The organism is Alishewanella jeotgali KCTC 22429 (assembly GCF_000245735.1).
Taxonomy (GTDB): Bacteria; Pseudomonadota; Gammaproteobacteria; order Enterobacterales; family Alteromonadaceae; genus Alishewanella; species Alishewanella jeotgali.
Genome location: NZ_AHTH01000019.1, coordinates 1 through 15,613 on the forward strand (window position 1 = coordinate 1; position 15,613 = coordinate 15,613).

At 51.7% G+C, this 15,613-nt stretch carries 12 protein-coding genes, 2 tRNA genes and 1 pseudogene; 9 read left to right on the forward strand and 6 right to left on the reverse strand.

The genetic code is table 11. The annotated features are described in order from the left end of the window. The 5 genes and pseudogenes from AJE_RS07580 to AJE_RS07600 form a co-directional block, all read right to left on the reverse strand. Positions 1-1,361, reverse strand: a pseudogene (locus AJE_RS07580) (IS1182 family transposase); the annotation flags it as partial. A gap of 108 nt (positions 1,362-1,469) precedes the next feature. Then, a tRNA-Gly gene (locus tag AJE_RS07585) sits at positions 1,470-1,545 on the reverse strand. 96 nt (positions 1,546-1,641) lie between these two features. After that, a tRNA-Leu gene (locus AJE_RS07590) sits at positions 1,642-1,728 on the reverse strand. A 63-nt stretch (positions 1,729-1,791) separates the two neighbouring features. Beyond that, entirely contained in the window at positions 1,792-2,322 is a 531-nt protein-coding gene (locus AJE_RS07595) for a TIGR00645 family protein (protein WP_008606580.1), read from the reverse strand. Positions 2,323-2,405: 83 nt separating this feature from the next. Beyond that, entirely contained in the window at positions 2,406-3,731 is a 1,326-nt protein-coding gene (locus tag AJE_RS07600; protein ID WP_008606579.1) for a hypothetical protein, read from the reverse strand. A 372-nt stretch (positions 3,732-4,103) separates the two neighbouring features. On the opposite strand from AJE_RS07600, the gene leuA reads away from it, so the two are divergent. The 4 genes from leuA to leuD are packed head-to-tail and all read left to right on the forward strand — an operon-like array spanning position 4,104 to position 8,774. Continuing rightward, complete coding sequence (gene leuA / locus AJE_RS07605) at positions 4,104-5,690, forward strand: 2-isopropylmalate synthase (protein ID WP_008606577.1); 1,587 nt, start codon at positions 4,104-4,106, stop codon at positions 5,688-5,690. Continuing rightward, complete coding sequence (gene leuB / locus AJE_RS07610; RefSeq protein ID WP_008606576.1) at positions 5,687-6,763, forward strand: 3-isopropylmalate dehydrogenase; 1,077 nt, start codon at positions 5,687-5,689, stop codon at positions 6,761-6,763. Before leuA ends, leuB begins: the two co-directional genes overlap by 4 nt. After that, positions 6,763-8,175, forward strand: coding sequence for a 3-isopropylmalate dehydratase large subunit (gene leuC, locus AJE_RS07615; RefSeq protein ID WP_008950353.1), 1,413 nt, complete (start codon positions 6,763-6,765; stop codon positions 8,173-8,175). Before leuB ends, leuC begins: the two co-directional genes overlap by 1 nt. Beyond that, complete coding sequence (leuD, locus tag AJE_RS07620; protein WP_008950354.1) at positions 8,172-8,774, forward strand: 3-isopropylmalate dehydratase small subunit; 603 nt, start codon at positions 8,172-8,174, stop codon at positions 8,772-8,774. Before leuC ends, leuD begins: the two co-directional genes overlap by 4 nt. 28 nt (positions 8,775-8,802) lie before the next feature. Here the strand turns inward: leuD and AJE_RS07625 are convergent, their stop codons facing one another. Next, on the reverse strand, positions 8,803-9,753 hold the full coding sequence (locus tag AJE_RS07625) for a hypothetical protein (protein ID WP_008950355.1): 951 nt from the start codon (positions 9,751-9,753) through the stop codon (positions 8,803-8,805). Positions 9,754-9,892: 139 nt separating this feature from the next. Here AJE_RS07625 and AJE_RS07630 point away from each other — a divergent pair, with 139 nt between their 5' ends. The 5 genes from AJE_RS07630 (at position 9,893) to AJE_RS07650 (ending at position 15,607) form a co-directional block, all read left to right on the forward strand. Then, on the forward strand, positions 9,893-10,525 hold the full coding sequence (locus AJE_RS07630; protein WP_008950356.1) for a trimeric intracellular cation channel family protein: 633 nt from the start codon (positions 9,893-9,895) through the stop codon (positions 10,523-10,525). A gap of 101 nt (positions 10,526-10,626) precedes the next feature. After that, positions 10,627-11,700: a DUF3083 family protein gene (locus AJE_RS07635; protein WP_008950357.1), complete on the forward strand. Its 1,074-nt coding sequence runs from the start codon at positions 10,627-10,629 to the stop codon at positions 11,698-11,700. A gap of 185 nt (positions 11,701-11,885) precedes the next feature. Beyond that, positions 11,886-13,253 (forward strand): class II fumarate hydratase, encoded by a 1,368-nt coding sequence (locus AJE_RS07640; protein WP_008950358.1) that lies wholly within the window; start codon positions 11,886-11,888, stop codon positions 13,251-13,253. Between the two features lie 170 nt (positions 13,254-13,423). After that, positions 13,424-14,041 (forward strand): hypothetical protein, encoded by a 618-nt coding sequence (locus tag AJE_RS07645; protein WP_039928273.1) that lies wholly within the window; start codon positions 13,424-13,426, stop codon positions 14,039-14,041. A gap of 81 nt (positions 14,042-14,122) precedes the next feature. Continuing rightward, complete coding sequence (locus tag AJE_RS07650) at positions 14,123-15,607, forward strand: S41 family peptidase (RefSeq protein ID WP_138984210.1); 1,485 nt, start codon at positions 14,123-14,125, stop codon at positions 15,605-15,607. Positions 15,608-15,613 lie beyond the last annotated feature (6 nt).

A 15,613-nucleotide genomic window follows, 5' to 3' on the forward strand; every position in this document is an offset into this window, starting at 1 on the left:
ATAAAAAAGCGATAAAAAGGCCAGCAAGGCCATTTTCTTGATGTTTTGCGCTACCGCCGCCAGTAAACACTGCATCTGCACTTTCGCCAGACCACGGAACCGTGCATAGCGATGGCCATGATGCTGTTTTGCGTCTGCGAAGCTGCGTTCAACCGTCTCTTTTCGTCGGTTGTAAATCTTCTTACCCCACGGACAGCAGCCGCAAACCACTCACATGCTCTTTATCCTCTTCCCAGACATGCCGGGTTATCGTTTTCTTATACTGCTTGTTCTTCGTGCAGTCCTGACGTAGCGGGCAATCCTGACACACTTTAGGGTTAGATTGATAATGCCGGTAGCCCTGACGGTCTGTCGTGCTGTAAGTCAGGATTTCACCTTGGGGGCAACGATAGGTATCGGTTGTTTTATCGTAGGTAAATTGCTTCTTCTTAATCGGATTAGCGGTGACATTGGGACGACGGTAGGCAATAACCGGTGCAATTTGCCGCTCCCGGATTAAATGGCAAAGCGGTGCAGTAAAGTAGCCCGCATCCAAACCAACGGCTATCGGACTAAACTTAAAGCGCTCAAGCTGACGGTCTAATCTGGCCAGATAGGGCTGGCTATCATGCACATTCCCCGGCGTCACGAAGGTATCCGTGATGATGCCGTGGCGGCCATCCACGGTGCGATGGTCCAAGGTAGAAGAAGCCCTGTGGTTTGCCTTCCCGCGTCATAAAGCCACTGTCAGGGTCGGTTGTGCTGACCTTTTGATTTTTGGTTTCGGGCTCCTTCGAGTCATCTTGCTTCAGTGGCGCTTTGCCATGGGCTAACCGGTCCTCTTCAACCGCCTTGTTGAGCTCAGCGATATACGCCGATGCACTGACCGCCACCTCTTTGTTCACCGCCTTGCGCTTATTGGCATTGGCTTTTAAATGTGTGCTGTCAGTGTAAAGCGTGTGACCACCAATCAGACGCTGCTCATACGCCTGTTCAACTATCCGGTCGAAGATACGCTGAAACACATCCGTGCCGTTAAAACGACGAATACGATTCTGGCTCAGCGTGGAGGCATCAGGCACTTTCTCGGTTAATCCCATCCGCAAAAACCAGCGATAAGCCACATTAACCTGAATTTCCTGTACCAGACGACGCTCACTGGGAATGCCAAACAGATAGCCGAGGATCATCATCTTAAACAAACGGACAGGGTCAATCGGCGGACGGCCATTATCTTTGCAGTAGAGATGTTCGACTTCAGCACGAATGAACTCGAAATCAATGGCGGCATCGACCTTGCGAACCAAATGGTTCTTCGGTACCAGCTCTTCGAGCGTGACCATTTCTAACTGATATTGTTGAGGAGAGGGAGTTTTGAGCATGTTGGTTAGCCTTCAAATCAACTAACCCTATTAGATCAAAGTCCTGGATCGGCGTCCAGGACTTTGTCAGCAGTCTGAAGCCGCTTTCAAAGCGGCTTTTTCGGAGTTTGGAGCGAGTTACGAGGTTCGAACTCGTGACCTCGACCTTGGCAAGGTCGCGCTCTACCAGCTGAGCTAAACTCGCATTGTGTTGCACTTCTTTCGCACATCGCAATCTGGTATTGCCTGTGGTTCTTAGCGCTGCCTGATTAAAAATCTATTTAGAATCAGCAGCTTTAAATGGTGCCCGGGGCCGGACTTGAACCGGCACGGGGTTTCCCCCGAGGGATTTTAAATCCCTTGTGTCTACCGATTTCACCACCCGGGCATACTGTGCGTGGGCACCGACAGAACGGCGCGCATCTTAATTAAGGCTGCGCCGATATGCAAGTTATTTCTGTGTGTGATCAGGCACAACAATTTTCGGGTCTGGTTTATCGCGTAAGATTTTATCCAGGTAACCCATCGCAAAAGCAGAGATGACAAAGGTAATATGGATTAACAGGTACCACATAATCTTGTCATTCTCAATTTGCTCAGTATTCATAAACACCTTCAACAGGTGAATCGACGAGATGGCAACAATAGAGGCCGCGACCTTATTTTTCAGGGAATTAGAGTCGAGCTTACCCAGCCAGCCCAACTTATCGTCGTGACCATGTAAGTCTAAACGCGAGACAAAGTTCTCATAGCCGGAAAACATCACCATCACAATCAGGCCGCCAACCAGGGCGATATCGATCAGGCTTAACGTAATCAGGATCAGTTCCACTTCTTTCATACTAAAAATCAGCGGAATAAAGTGAAACACTTCCTGGAAAAATTTAATACCCAGCGCCAGCAAGCACAAGCTTAAGCCAAGGTAAATTGGCGCCATAATCCAGCGCGTGGCATACATTAAACGTTCAAAATAACGTTCCATAACAATTCCTGTTAAAATATCTTGCTCAATAATGGGGGCGCGCCGCGTAGCTTCAAGCCTGACGCGGCCGCGTTTTTACTCTGTTACCAGGCTAATGAAGATGGCAGTTTCGGCGTCGATAATAAGCTAATAAAACGCTGCCAACGCTCATCTTCGCTGCTTGCCTGCTCGACATACTGTTTTACCAGATCTTTGCCCCAGTTATAGTTAATCACATAGGCGCCGTAACTTCTGACAAAACGTAGCCGCTGCCGCGCTTCGGCCTCACTTTGCAACAAATATTGCTGTTGCAGCGCAACAAATTGTTCTTCGTCAATCTCGCCATTTAGCAATAAACGGGCGATTTCATTACCGGCATAACTAAGGCGTGCCATCAGTTTTAAAAAGCGGTCGTAGCTGGCGGCCTGCGATGGATCCAGCCCGGCTAACGGGTAAAGTACGTCGCGTTCAAACGCCAGTTTTTGCTCACCGGGAAAGGCGATATCAATACCATAGTTGGCGGTGCCTTCCGCGATTAACGACTGCGGGCTGAATAGCGCATAAACACTAAACTCCACCCAGTTACGCTGTTGTTTTAGCTCGGTTTCCAGTAGCGCATTATAGGTGTGATGGCCGGGGTAGCCCTCGTGACAGCCCAGATCGACAGCGCGGGAGATATCAATCGGCCGCTCGGTATTAATCTGGATCAGACTATAAGCCTTGCCCTGATACCAGTTATAACCGCTCCAGGGTTTGTCGGTCACAAACTCCAGCGTAAAATTCTCCTGCGCCGGCAAGCTGATGCGCTGTAAGGTCCGGTCGCGGCATTCCGCGATCGCCCGTTCAAACACCAGCTGTAATTTATCCGCCGGAATAACAAAATTTTTGCGATAGGCCACGACCCGCTCGGTCAGGCTGCCCTCGCCGGGTACCAGTTGCTCCAGCTCAGCCAACACAGGGGCAAAGCTGCTTAGGTCCTGTTGCGGTGGCTGGGTATCGTAGAGTTCGCTAGCTTGTTGTTCAAAGCTGGCCGCAGTGCCGTTTTGTAGCGTATCGGCATGGCTAATCAGCGCCGTTAGCTGTCGCTGTAAATAATGCAGCCGCAACTTTAACATCGCATCCGTTTCGCTATGCGCCTGTAACGCATCGCGCAGCAGCTGAGCTTCAGCAAGTAGCTCTGGCAGGGGTTGCGGCTGCTGTTTTACTGCCTCGGCCCATTCAGCCGGGCCATAATAGGCATCGACATAGTTGCTATCGTATTGGCCGAGTGCCAGCACCAGTTTCACATAGTGCTCGGCGGCTTCATCCAATACGGCAACACTGACCGCTGCGGCCGGCTCACTGTTTAAAGGTGCCACGGGTTTATCACAGGCCGTCAGCAACAGGGTGCTGCACAACAGCGCAGTTAAAGGTTTGAATAGGGTTTTCATTCGCAATCCTGCAATGGGAAGAATGTCGGCTAATCTAGCGGTGAGTCAAAGGTTACGCAATATGCGTTGCCTTATGCGACTAAAGTTTCTGCAAAAATTTATCCATTTAGCCATCTATACTGTTGCAGATAAAAAATAACCATGGTATTACTAATGACGTTCTGCAACTTCGACTTTCAAGGCAGTAAATGATTTCTTCGGTATTAGTGCGTTTCAATAGCCTCCTCCTCGTGCTCCTCTGCGCTGCGCGGGGCCGTGCTTATTGGTGAAAAACCCTTACCGATAAACCTAAAACCCCGTGCCCAAGGCCGGGGTTTTTTGTTTTTATCCCGGCAAGCAGTACGCCACGATTTGATAACATAGGATTGCGTAATGAGTGCTGATAACAAAATCTGGATCTTCGATACCACCCTGCGTGATGGCGAGCAGGCACTGCGTGCCAGTTTAAGCCAGAAGCAAAAAATCCAGCTGGCGCATGCCATTGCCCGCTTAAATGTCGATGTAATGGAAGTCGGCTTCCCGGTGTCCAGCCCCGGTGATTTTGATTCGGTACAGCGTATCGCGCGCGAAGTAAAAGGCCCGATCATTTGCGGCCTGGCGCGGGCAGTGGCAGCCGATATTGAAGCCTGTGGCGCCGCGTTAAAAGATGCGGAACGCCGCCGGATTCATACCTTTATTGCCACTTCCCCGCTGCATTTGCAGTACAAGCTGCGCAAAACCCTGGCCGAAGCCTCAGATCAGGCGGTCGCCGCCATTAAACTGGCCAGCCGCTATACCGATGATATCGAATTCTCCTGCGAAGATGCCGGCCGCACCCCGGTGGACGATTTATGCTGGATAGTCGAGCGGGCCATTGCTGCCGGCGCCACCACCATTAATATTCCGGATACCGTGGGTTACACCATCCCCAACGAATATGCGGCTATTATCAGCACGCTGCGTAACAAGGTGCCGAATATCGATAAGGCGCGCTTAAGTGTGCATTGTCATAATGACCTGGGGCTGGCGGTGGCGAACAGTATCAGCGCCATTCAGGCCGGCGCGCGGCAGATTGAATGTACCGTCAATGGTATTGGTGAGCGGGCCGGTAACTGCTCGCTGGAAGAAGTGGCGATGATTATCAACACCCGCAAGGATATTTTAGCGCCGCTGTATACCGACATTAAAACCACCGAGATTTACCGCAGCAGCCATCTGGTCAGCCAGATCTGCAATATGCCCATCCAGCCCAACAAAGCCATCGTTGGCGAAAATGCCTTTGCCCACAGCTCGGGTATTCACCAGGATGGCGTGTTAAAAGCGCAAAGCACCTATGAAATTATCTCGCCTGAACAGGTCGGCATCCGCCAGAACGAATTAAACCTGACATCACGCTCGGGCCGTCATGTTATTCAGCACCGCTTGGCTGAGCTGGGTTACACCAAAGACGACTACGATCTGGAAGCGGTGTACAGCAGCTTTGTCGCACTGGCCGATCAGAAAGGCCGGGTGTTTGATTACGATTTAGAAGCCCTGGTGTTCTTCCAGAATTTGCAGGAGCAGGACGAGTTCTACAAGTTGGAGTTTTTAAGCTCCTCGACCCATACCGGCCATGTCGCCAGCGCCACCGTAGGCTTAAGTTGCGGCGGCAAGATCTTTACCGAAGCCGCCACCGGCAATGGCCCGGTCGAAGCGGCGTTTCAGGCGGTACAGCGCATTAGCAAATTACAGATCCGGATGGTCGATTTTAACCTGTCGGCGAAAGGCAGTGGCGAAGACGCCCTGGGTCAGGTCGATATTATTGCCGAACATGAAGGGCGGCGCTTCCATGGTGCCGGTTTGGCCACCGATATCGTCCGCGCCTCAGTGCTGGCCTATGTGCATGTGCTGAATATGATCCAACGTGCCCAAACCATCGACGCCCATAAACAGGCCAAAGCGAACGAATCCCAAATTAAACAAGCAGCAGGTGAGATATGAGTAAGCATTACAAGATCGCGGTATTGCCCGGCGATGGTATCGGCCCGGAGGTCATGGCCGAGGCGATTAAGGTACTGCAGGTGGTGGCGGATAAATTTCAGTTCCAATTAACGTTAACCGAAGCGCTGGTTGGCGGCGCCGCCCTGGATGCCACCGGCGTACCACTGCCGCCGGACACGCTGGCTCTATGTAAAGCCAGCGATGCCATTTTGTTTGGCTCCGTCGGCGGGCCAAAGTGGACCGGCCTGGCACCGGATATGCAACCTGAGCGCGGCTCTTTGCTGCCACTGCGTAAAACCTTCGACTTATTCTGCAATATGCGTCCGGGGCAAATTTATCCGGCCTTTGCCGACTTATCGCCACTGCATCCAAGGGTCAGCAGCAAAGGCATGGATGTGCTGTGTATCCGCGAACTCACCGGCGGTATTTATTTTGGCGAAAAGGGTCGTAGCGGCGACACTGCCTTTGATACCCAGCGCTACAGCGTGGCAGAAGTGACCCGCATTGCCGAAGTAGCCTTTCAGGCGGCGCAAAAGCGCGGCAAAAAAGTCACCTCTATTGATAAAGCCAATGTGCTGCAAACCAGTATTTTATGGCGCGAAACGGTGGAACAGGTGGCCAAAAACTACCCGGATGTGACACTGGAGCATATGTATATCGACAATGCGGCGATGCAGCTGATCCGCAGTCCACAGCAGTTCGACGTGATGCTGTGCGATAACCTGTTCGGCGATATTTTATCCGATGAAATTGCCGCCATCGCCGGTTCATTGGGCTTGTTACCGTCGGCCAGTTTAAATGGCAGCGGCTTTGGCTTGTACGAGCCCGCCGGTGGCAGCGCACCGGATATCGCCGGCCAGGGGATTGCCAACCCTATCGCACAAATATTAAGTGCCGCCCTGATGCTGCGTTACAGCTTTGGTGAAGAAGCCGCTGCGCAGGCGATTGAGCGCGCAGTGCAGCAGTGTTTAGAGCAGCACATCGTCACCCGTGATATCGACCCGAAATCTACTTATGGCACCGCCGCCGTTGGCGCGGCCATTGTCGCCACCTTACAGCAGGAGACACACTGATGGGCCAGACCCTGTATCAGAAAATTTACCACAGCCATGTGGTTGGCAAATTAAACGCCAGCACCGATTTATTATTTGTCGACCGGCATTTAATTCATGAAGTGACGTCACCGCAGGCGTTCTCCGGCTTAAAACTGGCTGGCCGCGCGGTGCGCCGCCCGGATCTAACCTTTGCTACCATGGACCATAATGTTTCTACGCAGCGCCGCAGCCTGGATGCGGCCGGTGAAACCTCGCGCAAGCAATTAGAAGCCCTGGCCGCCAACTGTGATGAGCACCGTATTCCACTGCTGGATCTGACCCACCCCGATCAGGGCATAGTGCACGTGATTGGCCCGGAGCAAGGCTTAACCCAGCCGGGGATGATTATTGTCTGTGGTGATTCGCATACCTCGACGCATGGTGCTTTCGGTGCTCTGGCCTTTGGTATCGGCACCTCGGAAGTTGAGCACGTGCTGGCCACCCAAACCCTGCCACAGCAGCAAGCGAAAACCCTGAAAGTGGAAATTAACGGTGACCTGCCGGCTCATGTTACGCCCAAAGATGTGATCCTGGCGGTCATTGGCAAATTAGGTACGGCTGGCGGTAATGGCTATGTCGCCGAGTTTTGCGGGAGCGCCATTCGCGGCATGAGTATGGAAGGCCGCATGACACTGTGCAATATGAGTATTGAAATGGGTGCCAAAGCCGGTTTAATTGCCCCGGATGACACTACCTTTGCCTATTTAAAAGGCAAAGCCCATGCACCACAGGCTGAGCATTGGGACGCTGCGGTTAGCTATTGGCAGAGCCTGCATTCCGATGCCGATGCCGTTTTTGATAAAAGCATCAGCCTGGATGCCAGCAGCATCAGCCCGCAAATTACCTGGGGCACTAATCCGGAGCAGGTGATTGCCGTTGATGAACCCATTCCGGCACCGGAAAGCTTTAGCGACGACACCAAGCGTCAGGCCGCGGAACGCGCCCTGCAATATATGGGCTTAAGCGCCGGCCAGAAACTGACCGACTGTGCCGTTGATGTGGTCTTTATCGGTAGCTGCACCAATAGCCGGATTGAAGACTTACGTGCCGCCGCCAGCGTCGTGCGGGATCGCAAGGTCGCGCCCGGCGTGCGGGCATTGGTCGTGCCTGGCTCTGGCGTGGTCAAGCGGCAGGCCGAGCAGGAAGGTCTGGCCGAGATCTTTAAACAAGCGGGCTTTGAATGGCGGGAACCGGGCTGCTCAATGTGTCTGGGTATGAATGACGATCAAGTCGCCGCCGGTCAGCGCTGCGCTTCCACCAGTAACCGTAACTTTGAAGGCCGTCAGGGCCGTGGCGCCCGTACGCACTTAGTTAGCCCGGCGATGGCCGCCGCCGCCGCCATCGCCGGTAAGTTTGTTAATGTCGCCCGTTTAGAAGGAGCCGCCCAATGAGCCAGATTTTTAAACAAGGCCTGGTGTGTCCGCTGGATAAAAATAACGTTGATACCGACCAGATTATTCCCAAGCAGTTTTTAACCTCGGTGAGCCGCGATGGCTTTGCTGAAGCGCTGTTTTATGACTGGCGTTATCTGGCTGATGGCGCAGCCAACCCGGAGTTTGTGCTGAATTATCCGCAATATCAGGGCGCGTCAATTTTATTAACCCGCGCCAACTTTGGCTGTGGTTCCAGCCGCGAGCATGCGCCCTGGGCGTTGCAGCAATACGGCTTTAATGTGATTATTGCCGAAAGTTTTGCCGATATTTTCTTTAATAACAGTGTCAATAACGGCATGTTATTAATTACCTTAAGCAAAACCAATATCGAGCTGTTGTTTAACCGCTGTGCCCAGGGGCCGCAGCAGTGGCAGATCGATCTGGCAAGCCAGGAGATCCTGTTCGGCAATAACGCGGCGATGGGCTTTAATATCGATCCGGATATTAAACAGCGTTTACTCTCCGGGCTGGATTTTATCGGCTCCAGCGAGCAGTTAAATCCCCAGATCGCCGCCTTTGAGGCGCAGCGGCGTAGTAACTTACCCTGGTTGGGTTAGCGCTAGCCGTGTCGAAGTGCAACCAAGATTAGTTGGCTTCGACCAGTAAACCGGTAAAGGCCACCCACTGCTCGGGGGTGGTCAACTCCTCTGCCAGCTCACCGCTTTGCAACTGCTGCCAGGTCAGCGGCCGCTGTAAATTAAAGCTCAGTTTTACCCGCTGCGGGTTACTGATAAATAGCAGCAAATTCTCGCGAATGCGCTCAGTGACCAACTCAGTACTTTGCACATAGACTTCCAGTTGTGGCTTTAGCTCTGCCAGCTGCGCCGTAGCCGGCTGCGCTAACAGCACGGGCTGCAATTGCTGCAAATAGCCGTTATTTTCCAGTGTCAGTTCGCCGCTGACCAACTGCAGCGCCGCCAGCGCCTGCTGCACTCTCGGCTGCTGCTTACCTTGCTGATAAGCCTGCTGCTGTTCCAGATCCATCGCCGCCAGCTCACTGCCTAACTGCCATAACGCCTGTACCGCTGTCAGTTGCAGTTGCAGCTCTAACCGCATCGCATCGCCAACCCGCAGTTGCTGCTGCAAGGTCAACAGATCCTGCGTAGGTTGGTATTGATACCGGTAATCCAGCCATAGCGGCGATGCAGCCAGCAATTTTCCGACTTCCGGCGGCAGCATCTGCTGTAGCAGGTTACTCAGCTGCAATTGCTGGATCCGTAATTCACCCTGCTGCGACAACTTGCCGGGTTTAAAACCGCGGATACTTAAGCGGCCAATTTCAGCCACGGTACCCACACCGGCGATTTGCAGCTGTAAGCCGCTTAAGCGGTAATGATCGCGCCAGTAGTTCGCGCGGATTTTGCTGTAATCTAGCTGTACTGCCGGCATCAGCCCCTGACTCGCCATCTCGGCATAGGAGCTGTTAATCAATTCAATCTGGCCGGCGATCAAGCGCTCAGCTTTATAATTGCCATAGTAAAACCCCGCGGTTGCCAACAGCAGCGCGCCGAGCGAAATAATCAGTGTTTTTTTCATCAGTTCTACAACATCTTCCGCGAAATTGTGCAGACTACCATAGCCTTATCGTCGCAATAAAGTTTTGACAGTGTTATTTTAAGGTGTAGCTAAAAGCAGACTGTTACAATTGACCGAAGTTCGCCATGGAATACAGAAGATGCCGGAATATTTTTTATGGTTTGATTTACTGGGGATAGCGGTGTTTGCCATTTCCGGTACCCTGGCGGCCTGGCGTAACCATATGGACGGCTTTGGCGTGATCGTGCTGGCCAGTGTTACAGCCATCGGCGGCGGTACCCTGCGCGACCTGATCCTGGATGTACCGGTGATCTGGATAAATAATAATGCCTACTTTTATGCCATCTTTGTTGCCGCTATCGGCACTATCCTGCTGGTACGTAACCGGCTGACCATTCCCAATAATACCCTGCAAATTGCCGACGCCTTTGGTTTGGCATTCTTTGTGATTATGGGTACCCAGAAGGCGCTGGATCATGGTACCTCCAGCATGGTGGCCATTATGCTCGGCACCATGAGTGGCGTCTGTGGCGGCATGATCCGTGACGTGTTGTGCCGCGAAGTACCGATGGTGTTTCGCGGCGAACTTTATGCCTTTACCTGTATTTTTGGCGGCATTATCTATACCTCGCTATTGGCACTGGCGGTACCGCAGCTGTACGCGATGCTGGCCGGTATGCTGGGCTTATTATTGTTGCGGCTGGCGGCGATCCGCTGGCACATTACTATTCCAGTATTCGGCAAGCATCATCAGGAGCTGAACGAACCCTGAACAGAGTACTAAAATGGCGGCCGATACTTTAATCTACCGCAACAATCCGGCCGGCCCTTTTCGCTACACTTAGCCGCAGTTAATGGTTAAGGAGAGCTACTATGGCCAGCCACAATCCGCATCGTGTTTATATCAGTACCACAGCCCGTTCTAATCAGTATTTACTGGCAGAATTTAAGCCCGACGCGGCGTTCTACCAGCAGTTCAGCAGTCATGAAGCCTGCTACCAGCAGTTAGCCCAACAACTGTTTGCGCTACTGCCGCAATATGATTTGCACAATGTGCAATTAATTGCCAATGACAAACTGCCGGTGGTCCGTTTCCATCAGGAAGCCTATACCTTGCAAACCGAAAAGCAGATCCTGTTTTTCTATAATCCTAAATACCATGAAGGTCAGGGTATCTTCAGCCAGCATGATTATCAGGCACGCAAGATCCGGGTGGTATTTCTGGCCACCGGCGAAGAGCTGCGATCCCAGGCTGCGGCCTTTCACAGCAAAGTAGTACAGTGTCTGCAGGCCTGGCAGCAACAGTTACCTGGTAAGCCGGCACTGAAACTGCGCGACCATCAGCAGCTGTCTTATGATCTGTTTGCAAAAACTAAAGGTCATAAAGAAAGTTATGGCTATAAACTGCGCGGCCTCTACCCACGTTACAAAGCCCGGCACTGTGCGCTACCGGACGAACACAGCGAGCTGACTTACGTCACTGTTACCCTGCCCCTTACCCGGCAGCTTAAACAGCAATGGCTTGCAGCGGGTGCGACCGACTTTAGCCCGCTGTATCAACAGCTGCAACAACGCTTTGTCGAAGCCTGTGCCGGCAAAAAGCTGGACCGGCTGGCCATCGTTGCCAATGGTCTGACACCGGTAGTGCGCAGCAGCAAGTGGGACCAAATCGAGCAGAACCGCGAGCTGCAGAAAATTAGTTTTAACCCGGATTGTACTGAGCCCCAGCTGCTCACCTTCTGGCAGGCTGATAAGCTGGTTGAGAGCGCACACTTTATTATTGTGGCCGATAAAGACGACAACACCGAGTTTGGCTATGGCCGCTTTATGAACCAGGTCGAAGACGCGCTACGTAGCTTCGCCCGGCAACTGGAGATTCCGGCAGAGCGCCAGGATCTGATTGTACGCTTTTATCAACATATCAGTTATATCCTGCCTGCGGCCTAATCCCCGGCGTCGCAACGGCAGCTGGTCTGCCGTTGTTGATTATCGATAGCTTGACTTTTGGTTAATGATAACTATTATCATTTAATCGCATGCAAGAACTATCGGAATATGCAAAACCTGTGGTCAAGCTGGTCGCGCCTGGAGTACCAGTTGTTTAAACCAGATTTTTTATCAGGGGGTGTAACATGAGTTTTCGGATTGAGCATGATTCGATGGGAGAGCTGCAAGTACCTGCGAAAGCCTTGTATCAGGCACAAACTCAGCGTGCCGTACAAAACTTTCAGATTAGCCTCAAGCCAATGCCAGTGGGTTTTATCAAAGCCTTACTGCAGATTAAAAAAGCCGCAGCCCTCACCAATGCCGAACTTGGCTTACTCACCGCGCCGCAGGCCCAGGCAATCAGTCAGGCAGCAGAGCAACTACTGCACGACACCGACTTAAGTCAATTTCCGGTGCCGGTGCTACAAACCGGCTCGGGTACCAGCAGCAATATGAATGTGAATGAGGTGCTGGCGACGTTGGCCAGCCAGCTCAGCGGTGCCAAAATACACCCTAATGATCAGGTAAATCTGGGGCAAAGCAGCAACGATACGATACCAACCGCGATCCAGCTCAGCAGCTTGCTGGCGTTACAGCAGCAGTTACTACCGGCGATTCAGGGCTTGCAGCAGACGATCAGCGAAAAATCTGCCACTGTCGGCCATATTGTTAAAACCGGTCGCACCCATTTAATGGATGCGATGCCCGTGACCTTCGCGCAGGTACTGGGTGGCTGGCACAGTCAGTTGCAACATGCCACACAACAACTACAGCAGCAGATACCGCTGTTAAGCCAACTGGCGCAGGGCGGCACCGCGGTAGGAACCGGCATTAACGCCCACCCCGGGTTTGCGGCGAGGTTCGCCCAACAGCTCAGTAAGCAAACCGGTCTGAGGCTGAGCGTCAGCCCGGATTTTTTCTTTAACCTCAGCTCGCAGGACGGCGCCCTGGCGTTATCAGGTTGCCTGAAAACGCTGGCCGCCGCCTTACTAAAGATCGCTAACGACTTGCGTTGGATGAATTCCGGCCCCCTAGCGGGTTTAGCGGAAATCAGCCTGCCCGCTTTGCAGCCAGGCTCGTCAATTATGCCCGGCAAAGTGAACCCGGTTATTCCGGAAGCCGTTGCTATGGCCTGTGCTCAGGTATTTGGCTGTGATACAGCGATTAGCATCGCTGCCCAATCCGGCAATTTTGAACTTAACGTGATGTTGCCGCTGGTGGCCGATAACTTACTTCACGCCATAGCTTTACTCAGTGGCAGTTGTGACGCACTGGCTAAACAGGCCATCGCCGGCTTTACCGTCAACGAGCCACATATTGCTTCCAGTCTGGCGCAAAACCCGATCCTGGTCACAGCCCTTAACAGCCGTATTGGCTATGAACAGGCAGCGCGTATTGCCAAGCAAGCCTACCAACAACAACGCCCTATTCTGGATGTCGCCGCCGAGCAAACCGGGATCGATCGGGAGGAGTTGGCCAGCTTGTTGGATCCGCAAAAGCTGACCACTAACTAAACTGCCCCAGTTATTGACGCCGCGATGACCGAGTAACTATCAACTATAGCGCACCAAAGACACAATAAATTCACACATAAAACAATATTGCAATAGCCCAATAGTTATTTTATGGTGGTACAGCTAAATCACTCAGATGCGCTCAGCCACATTTTTCATAAGGATACCTAATGAAAGGATTTATCAGTTTTTTGTTATTTTGGTCAGTGAGCCTGGCCGCTCAATCTACCCCCGTTAATCTCGATTTCTCACAAGTTGCAGAGCAAATGCCCATCGGTTGGAATATCCAAGGCAATGAGCCAGAGGTTATCACCAGAGAGCACCCAACATCGTCAGGTCAAAGCCTGCGCTTAAGTCGAACTGAGACTTCATCAGATAGCTTTGCTTATGCTGCACAGGCTACCCCTTTTGATTTTATCGGAAAATCGCTCAAGTTAACTGGCTGGATAAAAACAGACCAAGTCAGTACCGATGGCGGTGCCGCACTTTGGATCAGGCTGGACAGTGGCAGTAACCTGGCAGCTTTCGACAATATGGGCGAAAACATGTTGAAGGGCACTGAGGCGTGGCAACAAATTGAACTTTCTGTAGAGGTACCGCCTGATGTCGACATGCTGACATTTGGCACACTGCTAGCCGGCACGGGTACGGCCTACTTCGCAGATTTAAAGCTGACACTGGATGGTATGCCGCTGGAGCAAGCACCAAAACCCACCTTTATCGCTTCGGAACCACACCAATTCGAGCAGGATTCTGGCATAAGAATTAGCCAACTATCTGCTGCATAACAGCAAAATCTGGCGGTATTGGCTAAAGTATGGGGCTTTGTAAAGTATTATCACCCTGAATCTGCAAAGGGCAATATTAGTATGGATGCGGAGTTATTCCGGTTAATTCCGCAACTACTTACCGTATCTGACGCGGAAAGAGACAAAAAACTTATTACCTGGATCAGTCAGCTCGGAGAGTTAACCCCCTGCGATAAATGTAAGGAAAGTAGCGAGGCTGCATTAGTGCATCCGGCAGAGTTCTGGTTAGGCTGGAATTTATCGGCAGAATTAAACCAACAACTGGCCCGCATCTATGCCACAGAGCTTCCTATACCGCATTATTGGGTAAAGCCTGCCCCCGGGGTGGCCAATCCTGTATTTAACGAAAAGCCGTACACTAATATTAGCTATCAGGATTCAGGCTTTCGTTTACTCTCCCTGTTCAGGCTGTGGAATATCATTCACTACTACTCACCGTACCGCGATCTAACAGAACAACCCTGGGAGCAAGTATTACTGAATGCGATTCCAGCAATTGTATCGGCGAAATCAGAGCTGGACTATCAATTGGCATTAGCCAAAGTGATCTATGCTATCCACGATACCCATAGCCAGTTTAACCCTGCCGACTTCTCTTTATTACGACAGTTTATCGGCACTAATAGTGCTCCTGTTGATGTTCGCTTTGTCGAGCAACAAGCGGTTGTATATAAGGTTTATCAGGAGACTTTACCCATCAGAGTCGGCGATATCATCACCCATATTGACAACAAAGCCATTACCGAACGCCTGGAATATTTACGCCCTATTGCAGCAGCGTCCAATGAGCCGACCCGGATGCGCAACTGGGCCAGGTGGCTACTTCGGGCCAATACTGAACAATTAGAGGTTAAGGTGCTGCGCGATAATAAAGCACTGACTCTGGTATTACCCATGCTGCCATTAGATGCTATTGAGCGTCAGCGTTTTTATTATAATTACGGAGATACGGCGTCTCACCGCATAACCCCTGAGATTGGTTATATCCGTTTAGATAAAATTGCCGGAGTAAATATTAGCGACATGATGCAGCAATTAGCTGATACCAAAGGACTCGTTATTGATATTCGTAACTATCCGTCTGATTTTGTGGTGTTCAGTTTAGCCGAATATCTCTACCCACAGCCTTATTCCTTTGTGAAATTTACCAAAATGCACCCAAGCAACCCCGGCCAATTTAACTGGGGCGACCAAATTGCTGTTGGTAAAGAAAATCCTGACTATTACAAAGGAAAAATAGCTATTCTTATCAACGAGCAAACGCAAAGTATGGCGGAATATACCACTATGGCATTTCGCGGTGCGCCCAAAGCGAAAGTGTTTGGTAGCACCACAGCCGGTGCGGATGGCAATGTCTCGCCAATCATATTGCCTGGTGGCGACACTACCGGTCTATCCGGTATCGGAGTGTTTTATCCGGATAAGACACCGACACAGCGGGTTGGCATAGTGCCCGATGTTTTCGTCACGCCGACGGTAGCCGGTATCAAAGCCGGGCGTGATGAAGTCTTGGAGCAGGCGCTGCAGTATCTGCAGGCCGATTAATCCACT

Excerpts from the sequence above, each read along its gene's own strand:
- AJE_RS07635 (WP_008950357.1), top strand. The coding sequence starts at position 10,627 with ATGGCCAGCCACAATCCGCATCGTGTTTATATCAGTACCACAGCCCGT.
- leuD (WP_008950354.1), top strand. The coding sequence starts at position 8,172 with ATGAGCCAGATTTTTAAACAAGGCCTGGTGTGTCCGCTGGATAAAAAT.
- AJE_RS07640 (WP_008950358.1), top strand. The coding sequence starts at position 11,886 with ATGAGTTTTCGGATTGAGCATGATTCGATGGGAGAGCTGCAAGTACCT.
- leuC (WP_008950353.1), top strand. The coding sequence starts at position 6,763 with ATGGGCCAGACCCTGTATCAGAAAATTTACCACAGCCATGTGGTTGGC.
- leuB (WP_008606576.1), top strand. The coding sequence starts at position 5,687 with ATGAGTAAGCATTACAAGATCGCGGTATTGCCCGGCGATGGTATCGGC.
- AJE_RS07600 (WP_008606579.1), bottom strand. The coding sequence starts at position 3,731 with ATGAAAACCCTATTCAAACCTTTAACTGCGCTGTTGTGCAGCACCCTG.
- AJE_RS07625 (WP_008950355.1), bottom strand. The coding sequence starts at position 9,753 with ATGAAAAAAACACTGATTATTTCGCTCGGCGCGCTGCTGTTGGCAACC.
- leuA (WP_008606577.1), top strand. The coding sequence starts at position 4,104 with ATGAGTGCTGATAACAAAATCTGGATCTTCGATACCACCCTGCGTGAT.
- AJE_RS07645 (WP_039928273.1), top strand. The coding sequence starts at position 13,424 with ATGAAAGGATTTATCAGTTTTTTGTTATTTTGGTCAGTGAGCCTGGCC.
- AJE_RS07595 (WP_008606580.1), bottom strand. The coding sequence starts at position 2,322 with ATGGAACGTTATTTTGAACGTTTAATGTATGCCACGCGCTGGATTATG.
- AJE_RS07650 (WP_138984210.1), top strand. The coding sequence starts at position 14,123 with ATGGATGCGGAGTTATTCCGGTTAATTCCGCAACTACTTACCGTATCT.
- AJE_RS07630 (WP_008950356.1), top strand. The coding sequence starts at position 9,893 with ATGCCGGAATATTTTTTATGGTTTGATTTACTGGGGATAGCGGTGTTT.